This window comes from Amycolatopsis plumensis (assembly GCF_042652605.1).
Classification (GTDB): domain Bacteria; phylum Actinomycetota; class Actinomycetes; order Mycobacteriales; family Pseudonocardiaceae; genus Amycolatopsis; species Amycolatopsis plumensis.
Genome location: NZ_JBHSJY010000001.1, coordinates 2,239,174 through 2,254,972, shown reverse-complemented (window position 1 = coordinate 2,254,972; position 15,799 = coordinate 2,239,174). Strand labels below are relative to the sequence as shown.

Annotated in this window: 16 protein-coding genes; 10 read left to right on the top strand and 6 right to left on the bottom strand. The window is 73.0% G+C overall.

What is annotated here, in order from left to right:
- Positions 1–67: 67 nt before the first annotated feature.
- The 3 genes from ACFPLC_RS10630 to ACFPLC_RS10620 are packed head-to-tail and all read left to right on the top strand — an operon-like array spanning position 68 to position 2,750.
- Positions 68–1,696, top strand: a complete 1,629-nt coding sequence (locus ACFPLC_RS10630; protein ID WP_378206292.1) for a S8 family serine peptidase — start codon at positions 68–70, stop codon at positions 1,694–1,696.
- Complete coding sequence (locus ACFPLC_RS10625) at positions 1,693–2,268, top strand: RNA polymerase sigma factor (RefSeq protein ID WP_378206289.1); 576 nt, start codon at positions 1,693–1,695, stop codon at positions 2,266–2,268. Before ACFPLC_RS10630 ends, ACFPLC_RS10625 begins: the two co-directional genes overlap by 4 nt.
- Complete coding sequence (locus tag ACFPLC_RS10620; protein WP_378206286.1) at positions 2,265–2,750, top strand: hypothetical protein; 486 nt, start codon at positions 2,265–2,267, stop codon at positions 2,748–2,750. The genes ACFPLC_RS10625 and ACFPLC_RS10620 overlap by 4 nt, the downstream gene beginning before the upstream one ends.
- Positions 2,751–2,837: 87 nt before the next feature.
- Here ACFPLC_RS10620 and ACFPLC_RS10615 read toward each other — a convergent pair whose 3' ends face one another.
- Positions 2,838–3,125, bottom strand: a complete 288-nt coding sequence (locus ACFPLC_RS10615) for a hypothetical protein (RefSeq protein WP_378206284.1) — start codon at positions 3,123–3,125, stop codon at positions 2,838–2,840.
- 85 nt (positions 3,126–3,210) lie between these two features.
- On the opposite strand from ACFPLC_RS10615, the gene ACFPLC_RS10610 reads away from it, so the two are divergent.
- Positions 3,211–5,757 (top strand): CHAT domain-containing protein, encoded by a 2,547-nt coding sequence (locus ACFPLC_RS10610; RefSeq protein ID WP_378206281.1) that lies wholly within the window; start codon positions 3,211–3,213, stop codon positions 5,755–5,757.
- 290 nt (positions 5,758–6,047) lie between these two features.
- Here ACFPLC_RS10610 and ACFPLC_RS10605 read toward each other — a convergent pair whose 3' ends face one another.
- A complete protein-coding gene (locus tag ACFPLC_RS10605) occupies positions 6,048–7,373 on the bottom strand; it encodes a DUF2079 domain-containing protein (RefSeq protein WP_378206278.1) in 1,326 nt (441 codons plus the stop codon).
- Between the two features lie 56 nt (positions 7,374–7,429).
- Positions 7,430–8,767: a sensor histidine kinase gene (locus tag ACFPLC_RS10600; protein ID WP_378206275.1), complete on the bottom strand. Its 1,338-nt coding sequence runs from the start codon at positions 8,765–8,767 to the stop codon at positions 7,430–7,432.
- Positions 8,768–8,832: 65 nt separating this feature from the next.
- Here ACFPLC_RS10600 and ACFPLC_RS10595 point away from each other — a divergent pair, with 65 nt between their 5' ends.
- On the top strand, positions 8,833–9,669 hold the full coding sequence (locus ACFPLC_RS10595) for a maleylpyruvate isomerase N-terminal domain-containing protein (RefSeq protein WP_378206272.1): 837 nt from the start codon (positions 8,833–8,835) through the stop codon (positions 9,667–9,669).
- Positions 9,670–9,877: 208 nt separating this feature from the next.
- Here the strand turns inward: ACFPLC_RS10595 and ACFPLC_RS10590 are convergent, their stop codons facing one another.
- Positions 9,878–10,033, bottom strand: coding sequence for a hypothetical protein (locus tag ACFPLC_RS10590; protein WP_378206269.1), 156 nt, complete (start codon positions 10,031–10,033; stop codon positions 9,878–9,880).
- Positions 10,034–10,055: 22 nt separating this feature from the next.
- The gene (locus ACFPLC_RS10585) at positions 10,056–11,039 is read right to left on the bottom strand and encodes a small ribosomal subunit Rsm22 family protein (RefSeq protein WP_378206266.1); all 984 of its coding nucleotides are present in this window, start codon (positions 11,037–11,039) and stop codon (positions 10,056–10,058) included.
- 269 nt (positions 11,040–11,308) lie between these two features.
- On the opposite strand from ACFPLC_RS10585, the gene ACFPLC_RS10580 reads away from it, so the two are divergent.
- From ACFPLC_RS10580 to ACFPLC_RS10560, 5 genes are all read left to right on the top strand, one after another.
- Positions 11,309–12,364 carry an IS110 family RNA-guided transposase gene (locus ACFPLC_RS10580; protein WP_378208299.1) on the top strand — a complete coding sequence of 352 codons (1,056 nt, stop codon included), beginning with the start codon at positions 11,309–11,311 and terminating at the stop codon, positions 12,362–12,364.
- A 14-nt stretch (positions 12,365–12,378) separates the two neighbouring features.
- Positions 12,379–13,071 (top strand): DUF6193 family natural product biosynthesis protein, encoded by a 693-nt coding sequence (locus ACFPLC_RS10575; RefSeq protein ID WP_378194329.1) that lies wholly within the window; start codon positions 12,379–12,381, stop codon positions 13,069–13,071.
- A 97-nt stretch (positions 13,072–13,168) separates the two neighbouring features.
- Complete coding sequence (locus ACFPLC_RS10570) at positions 13,169–13,594, top strand: YciI family protein (protein WP_378194326.1); 426 nt, start codon at positions 13,169–13,171, stop codon at positions 13,592–13,594.
- Positions 13,594–13,944 carry a YciI family protein gene (locus tag ACFPLC_RS10565; RefSeq protein ID WP_378194323.1) on the top strand — a complete coding sequence of 117 codons (351 nt, stop codon included), beginning with the start codon at positions 13,594–13,596 and terminating at the stop codon, positions 13,942–13,944. The genes ACFPLC_RS10570 and ACFPLC_RS10565 overlap by 1 nt, the downstream gene beginning before the upstream one ends.
- A gap of 39 nt (positions 13,945–13,983) precedes the next feature.
- Complete coding sequence (locus tag ACFPLC_RS10560; protein WP_378194320.1) at positions 13,984–15,249, top strand: RNA polymerase sigma factor; 1,266 nt, start codon at positions 13,984–13,986, stop codon at positions 15,247–15,249.
- Here ACFPLC_RS10560 and ACFPLC_RS10555 read toward each other — a convergent pair.
- On the bottom strand, positions 15,246–15,797 hold the full coding sequence (locus ACFPLC_RS10555) for an HD domain-containing protein (protein WP_378194317.1): 552 nt from the start codon (positions 15,795–15,797) through the stop codon (positions 15,246–15,248). The genes ACFPLC_RS10560 and ACFPLC_RS10555 overlap by 4 nt on opposite strands.
- Positions 15,798–15,799 lie beyond the last annotated feature (2 nt).

Sequence of the window (15,799 nt, the reverse complement as noted above, 5' to 3'; positions counted from 1 at the left end):
CGCGGGTCTTTCCCGGGTGCCGTTGGTGATCAGTGGCGGGGGCAGAGGCAGCAGGAGGGTGGACCCGATGGTCGTCAGGTTCGTGCGGGACGAGACCGCGGAAGCAGCGGCGGAGGACGCGAGCACGCTCAACGAGCTCCCGGCCCCGCCGAGGCAGTTGCTGGACCGGCACGGAGCCCGCGTGCTCGACCCGGCGACGGCCGTCGTCGCGGCCGGGCAGCCGGCCCCGCGCACCACCGTGTACCGGCCGGGCGTGTTCCTCGCCCCTCAGCGGTACCTGCGCGACCAGCAGACCCTGGGCGCGATCAACGGCGTCCTGGCCCGGATCGGCCTGTACGCCGAACCGGCAGGCGACCGCGACACCAAGGAGACCGCGCGCGCCCGGCAGCTCGACGAACTGCCCGTCCGCGCTCTGCTGCGCGTCCGCGAAGACGCCGACCCGGTGGTCGTCGACTGCTGGAAAGCGCTGCAGCTGCTGCGGTCGGCGGCGTCGGGCGAGCGGCCCGAGCTCGACCCGGACCTGGTCGCGCGGATTTCCCCGGAGCACCTGCTGTTCACGACGCCGGTGTTCGGCGGGGTGCCGTGGGAGACCAGCGGCCTCGGCGGCACGCCGTGGGAGACCAGCGGGTTCGGCGCGGGCAGCTCCTACGGGCGCACCCGCGGCGCCAACCGGATCCCGGTGACGCTGGCCGCGGCCCCGCCCTACCGCAGCGAGCGGCCGGAGCAGCGGCGTCCGGTGATCGCCGTGCTGGACACCGGCATCGGCCCGCACCCGTGGTTCGGCCTGCCCGACCGCTCCGGACCGCCACCCGCCGGCTCCGGGCTCGCCGTCGCGCCGGACATCCAGGCGGCGATCCTGCAGGCCGAGCTCGCCTCCGGGACGACGCTGCCCACCCAGCTGCTCGACGACCACTGGGACGCGCCGACGACCGGCCAGCCGCTGATCGGCGACGTCGACACCGACACCGGGCACGGCCTGTTCATCGCCGGCATCGTCCGGCAGGCCTGCCCCGAGGCCGACACCCTCGCCATCCGCGTGGTGCACAGCGACGGCGTCGCGTACGAAGCCGACGTGCTGCTCGCCCTGCACCTGCTCGCCGACCGCGTCCGGGCCGCGCAGGCGGACAACCGGCCCGAGGACATGGTCGACATCGTCTCGCTGTCACTGGGCTACTACGAGGAAAACCCGGCGGACGTCGCCTACACCGGCCAGTTCGGCGCGGCCATCGCGGAGCTGCTGGGCCTCGGCGTGCTCGTCGTCGCGGCCGCGGGCAACGACGCCACCACCCGCCGGTTCTACCCGGCGGCCTTCGCCGACCAGCCGCTCGGGGGCGGCAGCGGTCCGCAGGTGATCAGCGTCGGGGCGCTCAACCCCGACGTCACCGCGAGCAAGGCGCTGTTCTCCAACGAAGGCCCATGGGTGCGTGCCTGGGCGACCGGGGCCGGCGTCGTCAGCACCTACCCGACCGACGTCCGCGGCACCGCGGCCGCCGACCACGAGGTGCCGGGCTTCGGCCGCAATTCCTTCGACCCCGACGACTACAGCGCCGGCTTCGCGGTCTGGGACGGGACGTCGTTCGCCGCGCCACTGGCCGCCGCCGAGCTCGCCAAGGCCCTGCTGCAGTCCGGGGACCTCGCCACGGTCGACCGCGAAACCGTCGTCAAACGCGCCTGGACCGCGCTGGGCTCGCTGTGAACGTGGCCAAGACCGACCACGCCCGCGTGGCGACCCTGTTCGACGCCGCGCGGGAGGGCGACCGCGCGGCGCTGGACGAGCTGGTTTCCCTGCTCACGCCCCTGCTCTGGCAGGTCGCGCGCGACCAGGGACTGGACACCGAGCACGCGGCCGACGTCGTGCAGACGACGTGGCTGCGGCTGCTCGGTTCGTTCAGCGAGATCCGCTCGCCGGTCGCGCTGACCGGCTGGCTGATCACCGTCACGAAACGGGAGGCCTGGCGCACGGGGGAAAAGCGCCAGCTCGAGCGGCCGCTGCCGGAACTCCCGGAGCGGCTGGCCGAAGCCTCCCCGGCACCCGAGGAGGGGGTGCTGCGCGAAGACCAGCGCGTGCGCTTGTGGCGCGCGGTGGACAACCTGCCCGAACGCTGCCGCAGCCTGCTGCGGATCGTGGCGTTCGTGCACCGGCCGGACTACGCCGAAGTCGGCGCCCGGCTGGGCATGCCGAGGGGGAGTATCGGCCCGACCAGGGGACGCTGCCTCGCGCGCCTGCGCGAGCAGCTACTCGCCAACGGCGAAGGAGATTGGCTGTGACCACCGTCGAACCACCAGGCGCCGACGAGCCCTTGGACGAGCTCGACTTCCGGCTGCTGGCCGGCGTGCGCGAGCTGTGGGAAGACGCCGATCCGATGCCCGCCACGCTGGTGGACCAGATCCGGTTCGCGATCCGGCTGGAGGACGTCGACCTGGAGGTGATGCGCATCCGGGAGCAGGAGGCCTTCGCGGGTGCGCGCAGTGCGGCCGAGCAGGGCAGGCTCATCACGTTCGACAGCGAAAGCCTGACGATCATGGTGAACGTGAGCGCCGAGCCCGGGGGAACGATCCGCCTGGACGGCTGGCTCACCCCGCCGGCCGAGCACCCGATCGAGGTCCGCGCGAGCTCCGGCACGCTGACGACGACGTCGGACGCGGACGGCCGGTTCGCGGTGAGCGGCGTGCCGCACGGGATGGTCCAGGTGCTGGTGCGCACGGTGGGCCGGTCGAGGACGGTGAGCACCCCGGCGATCGAACTCTGACACGTCGGGACCACCCGCAGTGAATGACTCATTCCTTGCGTCCAATGCCAGGAATGAGTCATTCACTGCAGGCGTGCCGGGCCGGGGTCAGCCGTCGGTGAGGTCTTCCGCGGGCCACTGCTCGAGGAACGCGCCGAGGGCGTCGTCGATGAGCGCGCCTCGCGGAGTGGGTTCGTCCCACGGGCCGAGGTGGTCGACGAAGGCGTCGACCAGCACTTCGAGCACGGCTTCCTGCTGGGCGAGCGTCGGCTTCTCCTGCTTTCCCAGCGCGGCCAGCAGGTCCGGGGCGCGTTCGGCGAGCAGTTCCACGATGACCCCGCGGAACCGGCGGGGCAGGGCGTCGACGACCGTCGGCGCGGGGAATTCGTTCGCCATGGTGCTGCAGTCTGCAAGAACTGCCTGATACCGCCGACCCGGAGGTACGATCCGGGGCGTCCTTCCCCGGCCGAAAGGGCAGCCCGTGGTCGCGTCGCCGAGGGTCGAAGACCGGGTCCGCGACCTGCACCGGCGCGCGGTCGCGGCGACCAACAACGGCCAGCCGGTGGTCGGGGGACGCCTCATCCGCAGCGCCGCGCGGCTGCTCGGCCTGCCCGCCGCGCGCCCACCGGACGGGTGGCCCGCCTGGCCCGACCTCGCCACGCGCGTGCTCGGCACCTACGCGGCCGTCGAGACCGCGCTCGGCAACAGCACCCGCGGCCTCGCCCTGCTCGACGAGGCCGACGCACTCGTGTCGGACGCCGGGCGCGGGATCCTGCGCCAGCAACGCGGTCTCGTGCTCATCCTGATCGGCCGGATGGACGAGGCCCTGACGTGCTTCGACGAGGCCATCCCGCTGCTGCGGCAGGCCGGCGAACACGTCGTGCTCGCCAGGACGCTGCTCAACCGCGCGATGCTGCACCAGTACGCCGGCCGCGTCCGGCTCGCGCTCGCCGACCTCGACCAGTGCGAGCAGGTCGGCGCCGCCCATCCCGGGGAAGACGGCCTGGCCCGGATCTTCGCCAAGGCCGCGCACGGCCGCGGCCAGGCGCGGGTGCTCACCGGCGACATCCCGGGCGCCCTGCGCGACTTCGACGCGGCGAGCGGGTTCTACGCCGACCAGAGCGTCGGCATGCTGCCGGTGCTGGCCGTCGACAAGGCGCGGGCGCTGCTGGCCGCCGGGCTGCCCCACGAAGCCGCCGCCGAACTCGACGCGGCGCTCGAGCAGTTCCCGCGGCTGCGGATGAACCAGGAACACGCCGAGGCCGAGCTGACCAGGGCACTGGCCGCGCTGGCCGGCGGTGATCCGGTGGCCGCGCGGAGCTGGGCCGGGCGGGCCGAACGCCGGTTTCGCCGTCGTGGCAACGAAACCTGGGCGGCGGTGGCGCAGCTGACCGTGCTGCGCGCGGACTTCGCGGCCGGGCGGCGGATCGCCCGCGTCAGCGGGGAGGCGACCGCGCTGGCGGACCGGCTCACCGCGTTGGGCCTGCGCAACGACGCCGAAATCGCCGGCCTGCTGGCGGCCCGGGCACGGATCGCGCTCGGCGACCTCGACGGCGCCCGCGCCGGGATCGCCCCGCGCGACCGCCGGACCGCGCCGCTGGAGAACCGCCTGGTGCGGCGGCTCGCGCTGGCCGAGCTCGGGGCCGCGACCGGCCACCGGCGCGTCACCTTCGCGAACGCGCGGGCCGGGCTGGCCCAGCTGCAGCGGCACCGCAGCCGGTTCGGCAGCGTCGACCTGCAGACCGGCACGACGTCGCTGGGCAAGGCCCTCGCCGACGCGGGCCTCTCCGCCGCGCTCGCGCAGCGCTCCCCGGGCGTCGTCTTCCGCTGGCTCGAGCGCTCGCGCGCCCAGGCGTTCCGGTTCCGGCCGGTGCGCCCGCCGTCCCACCCGGAGACCGCCGATGCCGTCGCCGAGCTGCGGTTCCTCTCGATGCAGATCCGCGCGGGCGAGCTGGCCGGGAAACCGGACGCCCAGGCCGTGAAGCGGTGTGCCGCGCTGGAACGCGAGATCCGCGCCAAGGGCTGGCAAGCCGAGGGCGTGGACGCCGACCACGCCGAGGCCAAGCTGCGCGAGATCGGTGACGAGCTGGCGGCGACCGGCAGCGCGATGGTCTGCTTCCTCGCCGACCGCGGCGCGTTGTGCGCGCAGGTGATCGCGCACCACCGGGTGGCGCTGGTCGAGCTCGGCCCGGCGGCGGCCGTCGCGGAGCCGGTCGCGCGGCTGCACAGCGACCTCGACGCGTTGTGCGGGCGGCAGCTGCCGCCGCAGCTGGACCGGGTCATCCGCCGGTCGGTGCGGACGCAGGTCACCGCGCTCGACGCGATCCTGCTGGCGCCGCTGGCGTCCCGGCTCGGCGACCTCGACGTCGTCGTCGTGCCGACCGGCGCGCTTTCGGCGATCCCGTGGGGGCTGCTGCCGACATTGCACGGCCGTCCGGTGACGGTCACGCCGTCGTCCTCGGCCTGGTTCGACGCGGGCCGCCGCTCCGGCCGCGCGACCGGCGCGCCGCTGCTCGTCGCGGGCTCCGACCTGAACCACGCCGAAGCCGAGGTCGCCCGGCTGGCACCGCTGTACCCCGACGCCGAGGTCCTGACCGGCCCGGACGCGACGGTCGCGGCCACGCTCAAGGCGTTCGACGGCTGCCGCCTGGCCCACTTCGCCGCGCACGGCCACCACGAGCAGGAGAACGTGCTGTTCTCCCGGCTCAACCTGGCCGACGGGCCGCTGATGGCCTACGACGTCCAGCAGCTGGCGACGGCACCGGAGCAGGTGGTGCTGTCCTCGTGCGACGTCGGCCAGGCGGTGGTCCGCGCGGGCGACGAGGTCCTCGGCTTCACGGCGGCGCTGCTCTACGGCGGCAGCCGCACGGTGGTCTCGAGCGTGGCGAGGGTGGACGACCGCACGGCGGGCGGCGTGATGCTGGCGTTCCACAAGGCGCTGTCGGTGGGGACGCCACCGGCGCGGGCGCTCGCGGACGCGGCGCAGGCGGAACCGCTGATGCCGTTCGTCTGCTTCGGCCGCAGCTGACCAGCTCCAAGCGGTCCCGGTGGGGCACTCCTGCCTCCCTATGGGTTTTTGTCACAACGCTGTGGCATTTTTACTGCCTCACCGTTGTGACAGTTAGCCCCAGGATCGCGGCGATCGGTATGTGAGGTGCGACGAAGGCCGCCGCGGGGTGCTTGAGACGGGGCCTGGTGTCACTCGATCGAGTGAAGCCGAGACCCGCGCGTCATTCCTGGCGGAGGGTTCCCTCTTCCTCGGTGCGGCGGTAACCGGCCGGCACGCCCCCCGACTGGCCGGTTACCGCTGCGAGTTCCCTACTCACGGTGGAGCAGCACGACGGAGTCCGTCCCGTCGACGCGCAGGTACCCCGTCTTCTCCAGGTCCGCCAGCGCCGCGGCCTTCGTCGCGAGCGTCGTCGGCCAGGACTGTTCCGGCTGCGCGACGACCACCCACTCCGGCCGCTGCCCGGTCACGCCGTCGAAGAACAGCACCGTGCAGCGGGACGTCAGGTGCGGGGCCAGCCGGTTGGACGCCAGCACCGTCGCGCCGTCGGGGATCCGCGCCAGGACCGCGTCGATCCCGGCCCGCTGCGCCGGCGTCCAGACGCCGTCGGTCAGGTGCGCCGCCTGGAGGCCGAACGAACCCAGCCCGACGACCACCGCGCACACCGGCAGGTACCGCCGGAGCCCGGCGAACCGGCGGGCGCCGTGCACACCCGCGATGACCACGATCGGCATCAGCACCGCGCTGTAGTGGTAGCCCATGCCCCAGTAGCGGTCGTTCGCCGAGACCAGCCGCCACAGCAGCGTCGGCACCGCCAGCAGCAGGATCGGCGAGCGCAGGGCCGCGAACGCCGTCGGCGCCAGCAGAACCAGCAGCATCGAAACCTTGACGATCGCCCCGCCGAACGGGTCGAAGCCGCTGCCGTGCGCGTAGCCGCCACCCGGGTTCAGCGCCGGCAAGACGACCAGGAACAGCAACGCGGACGTGACGACGCCGAAGACGATCACCGTCCAGCCGAGCCGCCGCTGCCGGTTGAGCACCAGCACCACGCCGACGGCGGCGAGCGTCAGCGGCAGGTCCTCCTTGACCAGCACCAGCGGCAGCGCGCACCAGACCGCCGCCCGCCACCGGCCGTGCAGGAGGTGCTCGGCGGTGAACGCCAGCATCGGGACGGCGAAGCAGACCTCGTGGAAGTCGAAGTTCACCGCCGACAGCAGCCCCCACGACAGCACGTACCCGGCGCCCACGAGCGCACCCCGGCGGGTGCCGAGCAGCCCGATCGCACACCGCGTCACCGGCACTGCGGACAGCGCGAACAGGCACGCCTGCGCGACCAGCAGGCACCCCGGCGACGGCCACAGCAAGTAGAACGGCGCCAGCAGGGCGAGGATCGGGTGGAAGTGGTCGCCGAGCGTCGGGAAGCCCGCGCCGAGCAGGTCCGACACCGGCCACTGGCCGTGCGCGTAGGACCGCACCGCCTGTTCGAAGATCCCCAGGTCGAACCCGCTCGCGTCGAACGTCCGCAGCCGCTGCAGCGACCAGGCGGCGTACCCGGTGAAGGCGACCGCGGCGACGACGTAGGGGACCGCGCGGCTTTCGCGCGTGCGCGCCGGAGCGGGCGCGAAGTCGATCAGCATGGCGGGATGCTCGTGCGGCCACGCTGAACCGGAGCTTAAGCAGCCTGAAGAACTCTTCAGGCAAGCGGTAAGCGCAGCTCCAGGCACGCGCCGGCCGTGCTTTCGGTGACCCGCAGCGTGCCGCCGTGCGTCCGCGCGATCTCGGCGGCGATCGCCAGCCCCAGCCCCGAGCCGCCGTCGGCTTCGCGCGTGCGGTCGTCGTCGAGGCGGACGAACCGGTCGAAGACGCGCTCGCGGTGTTCGTCCGGGATGCCGGGGCCGTCGTCCCGGACGGTCAGCACGCCGTGGCCGTCGGCCGCGGTGAGCGTGATCGTCACGCGGGTTTCGGCGTGCCGCTCGGCGTTGTCGACGAGGTTGCGCAGCACGCGGTCCAGGCGTCCCGCGTGCCCGCGGACCACCGGTCCGGCGTGGATTTCGGTGCGCACTTCGACGCCGTCGCGGGGGAGCCGCGCGGCGACGTGGCCGGTGACGAGGTCGGCGAGCGCGACGCGGGCGGTGCCGGCCGGCTGGTCGGCGTCCAGCTTGCTGAGCAGCAGCAGGTCCCCGGTGAGGTCTTCCATCCGCGAGACGTCCAGCACGGCGTTCTCGAAGCTGCGGCGCCAGTCGAGCCGGTCGGGGTGGGCGAGCTGGACCTCGAGCTGGGTGCGCATCGACGCCAGCGGCGTGCGCAGCTCGTGCGAGGCGTCCGCGGTGAACTGGCTCTGCCGCCGCACGGACTGATCGAGCCGCCCCAGCATCGCGTTCATCGTGACGGCGAGCTCGGTGATCTCGTCACCGGAGTCGGGCACCGGCACCCGGCGGCCGAGGTCCCGCGCGCGGATCCCGTCGACCTCGGCCCGGATGGCCCCGACCGCGCGCAGCGACCGCCGCACGGCGAACCAGGCCACGGCCCCGATGAGCAGCGAAGCCGCGGGTACCGCACCCCAGAGGATCTCCTCCGCGCTGGTCACCGTCTCGAGGCCGATCGGGTCGAGCGCGGTCTGCGCCTGGACGAAGTACTTCCCGCCTTTGGTCCCGGTGACCGACTCGACGCCGCCGTCGATCGGGAACGGCGTCCCCACCACGCAGCCGGGCCCGTAGACCATCGCCTTCCCGACGAGCGTCCCGGTCTGGTCGAGCCGCTCCGGGCAGCCGCTGTCCTTCCCCTTGCCGAGACTGATCTGGTAGCCGCCGTAGTCGAGCTGCCGGGCCACGTCGACCGGCGTGACCCCGGCCTCCAGCAGCCCCGCGACGGCGGCGACCTTCTCGTTCGCGACCCGGACCGCGGCGAGGTCCAGCCCGCTGCGCAGCGACCGCACGAACCAGTACGACCCGAGGCCGAGCACGAGCGCCGACGCGAGGGCGGCGAACAGGGCGACCCGCCACCGGGTCGACCGGGGCAGGATCCGGGCCATGCCCAGAAGATAACCGCACCTTCGAAGACCCGGGGCGGTGCGGCCGCGGGTTAACGTCGGAAGCCGTGACGGTCGAACAGTGGCACCGGGTGCGCGCGGCTTTGCCCGAGGTCGGCGGACGGTTCGCGGACCTGCTGACCGGCGTGGGCGACCCGCACGCGCGAGCGCTCGGCGAGTGGTCGATCGCCGAAGCGGCGTCGCACGTCGGGATGATCGCGCTGATGTACCCGGCGATGATCCGCGGCGACGGCGGCCCGCTGCCGCTGCCGGACCTGGAAGAGCCGATCGACGCGGTGAGCGTCGACACGATCGCCGGGATGAACGCGCTCGGGCTGCGGCTGCACCCGGAGCGCGACCCGGTCCGGCTGGCCGCGCGGCTGCGCGCGGACATCGCCGAGCTGCTGCTGGTCAGCGCGGACCTCGACCCGGAGAAGCCGGTGTGGTGGCTGGGCGGCTCCCGCGTGCCGGTCGCGGGCGTGCTCGCGCACCTGGTCAACGAGATGCTGATCCACGGCCTCGACATCGCGCGCGCCATCGGGCGGCCGTGGCCCGTCCCCGCGCGGCTGGAGGCGCTGTTCCTCGAGCTGTTCCTGTTCGGCATGGTCCGCAACGACCTGGGCCGGCTCCTCGACGACGCGACGCCGTCACCCCGCCGCATCGCGGTGGAGTTCCGGTCGGCGCACACGACCCCGGCGGTCCTGGCCCTCCAGCACGGCCGGCTGCGCTACGAGGAACCGGACGGAACGGCGGACGTCCGGCTGCGCTTCGACCCGGCGGTCCTGGTCCCGATGATGTTCGGCCGCATTTCCCGGACCCGCGCGCTCCTGACCGGCGGCGTCCGGATCGGCGGCCCGCGGCCGTGGCTGCTGCCGGCGTTCCTGCGGACGGTCCGGATGCCCTAGCCGGACGCTCCGGCGCCGAACGGCAGTGGGACGACGTGCCGGTCGCCCCGCCGCGGTTCTTCGCCTGGCGCAGCGTGCTTTCGCAAGCCGTCGGGTGACGGACGTGAACGCGGTCGGGAGGCATCGGCGTCCGCGGCCTCGAATATCCAGTGGTGCAGCAGGTCGCCGTCCTGGCCGAGGCAGCGTTCGGATCGGCGGTCCGGATGCCCTAGTTCCGCACGCGGAACGTCAGGTGGGTCGCGTTCGGCGTCTCGTGCACGGCGGTGCGCTCGAGCTCCGCGTGCCGTCCGGCCTCGGCGTCGAACAGCCGGACCCCGGCGATGCCGTCCGCCGACATGCTGATCTCCGCGATGACGCTCCCCATGGGCCGCCACCCTGCCACCCGATCAGGCGGAAGGCCAGCCGTCGCCCCACTCGGCGTCCCGGGCGGCGCGGTAGCGCGGGCCCTGCTTCTTCGAGACGGCGACCGCGGGCTTCAGGCCTTCGGAAGCCGTGCACAGGTCGAGCGCCACCCAGCCCTTGTGCTTCTTCGGGTGCCGGATGATCCGCGCGTCCGGCCGCTCGGGCGCGGCCCGCGACGCGACGACGTAGGCGAACTTTTCGTCCTCGAACCCGAGCGTGCCGGCCTTCAGCTTCCGGTGCAGCCCCGAGCGCGGCAGCCGCGCGGCGAAGTGACACCAGTCCTGACCGGGCACGATCGGGCACGCGGCGTCGTGCGGACACGGCGCGACGACGTGCAGGCCGAGCTCGATCAGCTGCGCGCGGGCGGCGCGGATCCGCTCGTAGCCCGCGGGCGTGCCCGGCTCGATCAGCGCGACCGCGCCCGACTTGGCGGCCAGCCAGCGCACGACGTCGGCGCGCGTGGCGTCCGGCAGCTCGCCGAGCACGTAGGACAGCGTGACGAGGTCCGCCTCCGGCGCCGGCGCGGCCGGGTCGACGAAGCCGCGCCGCCATTCCGCGTCCCGGACCGCCGGGAGCCCGGCACCCGCGGCGAGCCGCTTGCCGAGCCCGATGGCCCCGGCCACCTGCTCGATCACGGTGCACTGGGCCAGCGAAGGCCAGACGGCCGCGGCCGCCCACACGGCGGCACCGGTGCCCCCGCCGACGTCGATCTGGGTACGCGGCTCGAAGCCGGGAGCGCGTGAAGCGGCTTCGGCGAGCACAGCGTGCACGGCGGCGTAGGTCGCGGGCATGCGGTAGCCCGCGTACGCGGCGACGTCGGCTTCGGAGCTGAGGATCGGCGAAGTCGCGGCGTCACCTTGGCGGTAGCGCGTGCTGAGCCGGTCGACGGACTGGGTCAGCCGGGCCACGGGGTGCCGGGCCAGCTCGTCGTCGAGCGCGGAGGAGAGGTCGTCGGGGAGTACCGCCACGACGGGCAGATTAGCCGGGCTACGCGGGTACCTTGGCGTCAGTGTCAGGGTGATGTTGCCGCTGTTGCGGTGGTTGGGATCCTGGCTGCTGGTGATTTGGCTCGTAGCTTGCCTGCCGCCTGTGTGGGTTGGCGATCATGCGTTGTGCCGGTCACCGGTGAGCCGGGGCCGACCGGCGTGACTTGATAGGAGCGTGGCAGCGCCCCCCACTGAGGTGTGTCCGCCGGCCGGCCCAGCCGTCCCTTTCGAGCTGGAAGGAGACCATCCCCATGGTGGTGGTGCTGGGTATCGATGTCCACAAGAACACCCACACCGCGGTCGTGGTGGACGAGGTCGGCCGCAAACTGGGCGAACAGACGGTCCGGGCGACGGATGCCGGCCACCGGCAGCTGCTGCGCTGGACATTGCGCCAGTGGCCATCCGAGCAACTGCGTTTCGCGGTGGAGGACTGCCGGCACGTCTCGACCCGGCTGGAGCGAGCGCTGCTGGCGGCCGGGCAGACCGTGATCCGGGTTCCGCCCAAGCTGATGGCCGGCGCGCGGTCTGCGGCCAGGACCCGCGGCAAGTCCGACCCGATCGACGCGCTGGCCATCGCCCGGGCCGCGCTGCGGGAGCCGGACCTGCCGACTGCTGTCCACGATGAGGCCTCGCGGGAGGTCAAGCTCCTGGTCGACCACCGTGAGGACATGGTCGCCACCCGCACCCGGATGCAGAACCGGCTGCGCTGGCACCTGCACGAACTCGACCCCGAACTCGACCCCGCCGCACGCAGCCTGGATCGGCGCTGCGAACTGGACCGGCTCACCGCATGGCTGGCCCAGCAGCCGGCATCGATGGTGGTGCGCATCGCCGCCGAACTGGTCACCGACATCCGCGACCTCACCCTCCGCATCAACGCGCTCGAACGTGAACTGGCGACCCGCATGACCCAGCAGGCGCCGCAGCTGCTCGCCCTGCCCGGCTGCGGCGCCCTGACCGCGGCGAAAATCGTCGCCGAGACCGCGAACATCACTCGGTTCCGCTCCGAAGCCTGCTACGCCATGCACGCCGGAGTCGCTCCCATCCCCGCCAGCTCGGGCAACACCACCCGCCACCGCCTCGCCCGCGGCGGCAACCGCCAGCTCAACACCGCCTTGCACCGCATCGCCGTCACCCAGATCCGGCTACCCGGCCCCGGCCGCACCTACTACCAACGCCGCCGCAGCAACGGAGACACCACCATGGAAGCACTCCGCGCCCTCAAACGACGCCTCGCCCGTGTCGTGTTCAACCTCCTACGAACCGACACCACACCCCACACAGCCACACTCCCCACAGCGGCTTGACATAGGAGCAACGCATGGGGGAATCGCCGTACCAGGACCTCGTCGACGCCGGTGGCCTCGAGGCCGTGCTGCGCGCCGCGTGTCCCGGGTGCGACATCGAAATGCCGGAAGCTCGAGGAGCCTTCGGCGGCTTCCTGGCCAGGGTCGGCAAGGGCGACCGCGTTGTGGAGGTCCTGCCGCTGGTGGACGAGCGGCTGTTCCGCGTGCGTCACCTCCTGCGCGGGCGATACCTGAGCCGGCTGTTCACCACCGACCTGGCGGAGGTCACCGGGGTTGCCGCGGCCTGGCTCGGCGGCGCGACCGCGCGGGAGCTGGCGGCCGCGTGGCCGTTCGCGGACTTCGCCGACATCGCGGACGCGTTCGAGAGCGGCGACCGGACCGAGCTCGCGTGGCAGTTCCTCCGCACCCACGACGGGCTCCGCCTCGGCGAATTCGTCGAGGCGGCGATGCGGGAGCCGAGGTTGCGGCGGATGTACCCGGTCACTTCGGTGATGATGATGTCGTTCCAGCCGGCCGCGGACGAGCGCCGGGTGCCCGGCCTGTGGGTGCGGGCGGCCGGCGGCGGCCGGGTCACCGTCTTCACGAAGGGACGGTGGGAGGAACCCGACACGTACGACGCCGCCGAAGCGGTCCGGGCGTGCCTGGCCGAGATCGACCGCCTCGGCGAGTGGACCCGGTCCGGATCGTCCCACCCGACCCGGCCCTGAGCTGCTACTTTCCCCGCGCGAAAAGTTTTTGCCCGGCGCGGTCGATCCGGCGCCCGGCCGTTCGACGCGTAGGCAAAGCGAACGAAGGGAGACCGCGATGCGGTTCATGGTCATCGTCAAGTCGAACGAGGAATCCGAGGCCGGTCAGGGCCCCAGCGCCGAACTGCTGGCCGAGATGGCGAAGTTCAACGAGGAAATGGTCAAGGCCGGCATCCTGCTCGCCGGCGAAGGGCTCACGCCGAGCTCGCAGGGCGCGCGGGTGGTCTTCTCCGGCACCGAGGAGCCCAAGGTCGTCGACGGTCCGTTCGCCGAGACCAAGGAGCTCGTCGGCGGCTTCTGGATCCTGCAGTGCCGCGACCGCGAAGAGTGCATCGAGTGGATCAAGCGGATGCCCAACCCCGACGGCCAGGCCGGCGAGGTCGAGATCCGGCGCGTCGCCGAGGCGGCCGACTTCGAGAACATGACGCCCGAGGTCGAGGCGCTCGAGGGCCGGATGCGCGCGCAGAGCGCCGGGAACGCGTGATGCGTTTCCTGGTGATGGTCAAGGCCGAGGCCGAGACCGACGCGCCGGAATTCCAGCCCACCGCCCGGGAACTGGCGGAGATGGCGCAGTTCAACGACCGGCTGTACCGGGAAGGCCGGGTCGAGTACGTCGAGGGCCTGACCTCTAGCGCGGAAGGCGCGCGCATCCTCTTCCAGGGCGAGGCCGAGCCGAAGGTCGTCGACGGGCCGTTCGCGGAGACCAAGGAGCTGATCGCCGGGTTCTGGGTGCTGAAGGGCGACTCGCTCGAAGAGATCGTGGCGCTGATGAAACAGGCGCCCGGCACCGAGGCGCGGACCGGCGTGCTGGAGATTCGCCCGATCAGCGAGTAGCGGCTTGCACCGCGGAAGATCACCCTGTCTGATGGCCGGGTGACGGTTGCGGACGCCCGGAGAACGGTCGAAACGGTCTGGCGGATCGAGTCGCCGCGGCTCATCGCGGGCCTGGCCCGGATGGCTCGCGGCGATGTCGGTCTCGCCGAGGAACTGGCCCAGGACGCGCTGGTCGCGGCGCTGGAGCAGTGGCCGGACGCCGGCGTCCCCCGCAATCCCGGCGCGTGGCTGATGACCATCGCCAAGCGCCGCGCGGTCGACCAGTTCCGCCGCAACGAGCGGTACTCGGAGAAGCTCGAGGAAGTCGGCCGCGACCAGCGGCTCGGCGAAGGCGTCCTGCCCGACTTCGACGCGGCGCTCGACGACCACATCGAGGACGACGTCCTCCGCCTGCTGTTCGTCGCCTGTCACCCGGTGCTGAACACGCAGGCGCGGGTCGCGTTGACGCTGCGCATGCTCGGCGGCCTGACCACCGACGAGATCGCCCGCGCGTTCCTGGTCCGCGAATCGACGATCGCCCAGCGGATCGTCCGGGCGAAGAAGGCGCTCGCCGCGGCGAAGGTGCCCTTCGAGGTACCCGAGGGCGACGAGCGCGTCGCGCGGCTGTCGTCCGTGCTCGAGGTCATCTACCTCGTCTTCAACGAGGGGTATTCGGCCACCCGCGGCGACGACTGGATGCGGCCGGCGCTCTGCGAAGAGGCGATGCGGCTCGGCCGCGTGCTCGCCGGGCTGATGCCGGGCGAGTCGGAGGTCCACGGCCTGGTCGCGCTGATGGAGCTCCAGGCGTCCCGCGCGAAGGCCCGCACCGGCCCGAACGGGGAACCGGTGCTGCTGCTGGACCAGGACCGCACCCGCTGGGACCGCTTCCTCATCCAGCACGGCCTCGCGGCGCTGGCGTTGTCCGAGCAGATCGCCGAGGGCGCGTACGGCCCGTACTCCGCCCAGGCGGCGATCGCGGCGTGCCACGCCCGGGCCCGGACGGCCGGGGAGACGGACTGGGCCCGGATCGCGGCGCTCTACGAAGGCCTCGGCAAACTCCAGCCGTCCCCGGTGATCGAGCTGAACCGCGGGGTCGCGGTGGCGATGGCGTACGGGCCGTCGGCGGGCCTGGCCGTGGTCGACGCGGTCGCCGCCGAACCGGCGTTGAAGGACTACCACCTGCTGCCCAGCGTCCGCGGCGACCTGCTGCAGAAGCTCGGCCGGCTCGAGGAGGCCGAGCAGGAGTTCCGCCGGGCGGCGGAGATGACGGAGAATTCGCGTGAACGGGAGCTGCTCCTGAACCGCGCGAAGGCGGTCGCCGGTTAGCGTCCCCGCCAGGCGAGCGGCGACAACGTCATCGCCGCCTCGGCGACCTTCCGCGCGGTCTCCGTCTTCAGCCCCTTCCGCGCCGACTCGATCCACTCGTCGACCGGCCGGACGCCGACGTCCCGGTACTCCAGGGCCTGCAGCAGCATCTCCAGCTTGTCGGCGTCCTTGGCGCACAACGCTTCCGGCGACTCGCGGGTCTCGTACTCGTCCACCGCCGACCGCACCAGGTCCCGGGACCGCTCGGGGAGCGCGGCCGTCTGGTCGGCGGTGATCTGCCGCGGTTCCGGCTTGCGGAGGTAGTCCCCCGCCGTCAGCGGCAGGTCGCCCGTGCGGGTCTCCTGCGTGTCGTGCCACAGCGCGAGGAAGGCCGCCCGCTCCGGGGACGCGCCTTCCTCCGCCGCGAGCAGCGCCGCCAGCTGGGCCGCGCGCAGGCTGTGCTCGCCGACCGACTCGGGGTCGCGGACGCCCGCGTGCCACCAGCCCGACCGGCGGACCCGCTTGAGGATCCCCAGCTCGTAGCCGAAGGACGCCAGTGCCTCACTCATGC

What these genes read in the sequence shown, in the direction of transcription:
- ACFPLC_RS10555 (WP_378194317.1), bottom strand. Translation starts at nt 15,797, where the DNA reads ATGAGTGAGGCACTGGCGTCCTTCGGCTACGAGCTGGGGATCCTCAAG.
- ACFPLC_RS10580 (WP_378208299.1), top strand. Translation starts at nt 11,309, where the DNA reads ATGGTGGTGGTGCTGGGTATCGATGTCCACAAGAACACCCACACCGCG.
- ACFPLC_RS10630 (WP_378206292.1), top strand. Translation starts at nt 68, where the DNA reads ATGGTCGTCAGGTTCGTGCGGGACGAGACCGCGGAAGCAGCGGCGGAG.
- ACFPLC_RS10615 (WP_378206284.1), bottom strand. Translation starts at nt 3,125, where the DNA reads ATGGCGAACGAATTCCCCGCGCCGACGGTCGTCGACGCCCTGCCCCGC.
- ACFPLC_RS10570 (WP_378194326.1), top strand. Translation starts at nt 13,169, where the DNA reads ATGCGGTTCATGGTCATCGTCAAGTCGAACGAGGAATCCGAGGCCGGT.
- ACFPLC_RS10575 (WP_378194329.1), top strand. Translation starts at nt 12,379, where the DNA reads ATGGGGGAATCGCCGTACCAGGACCTCGTCGACGCCGGTGGCCTCGAG.
- ACFPLC_RS10600 (WP_378206275.1), bottom strand. Translation starts at nt 8,767, where the DNA reads ATGGCCCGGATCCTGCCCCGGTCGACCCGGTGGCGGGTCGCCCTGTTC.
- ACFPLC_RS10565 (WP_378194323.1), top strand. Translation starts at nt 13,594, where the DNA reads ATGCGTTTCCTGGTGATGGTCAAGGCCGAGGCCGAGACCGACGCGCCG.
- ACFPLC_RS10590 (WP_378206269.1), bottom strand. Translation starts at nt 10,033, where the DNA reads ATGGGGAGCGTCATCGCGGAGATCAGCATGTCGGCGGACGGCATCGCC.
- ACFPLC_RS10605 (WP_378206278.1), bottom strand. Translation starts at nt 7,373, where the DNA reads ATGCTGATCGACTTCGCGCCCGCTCCGGCGCGCACGCGCGAAAGCCGC.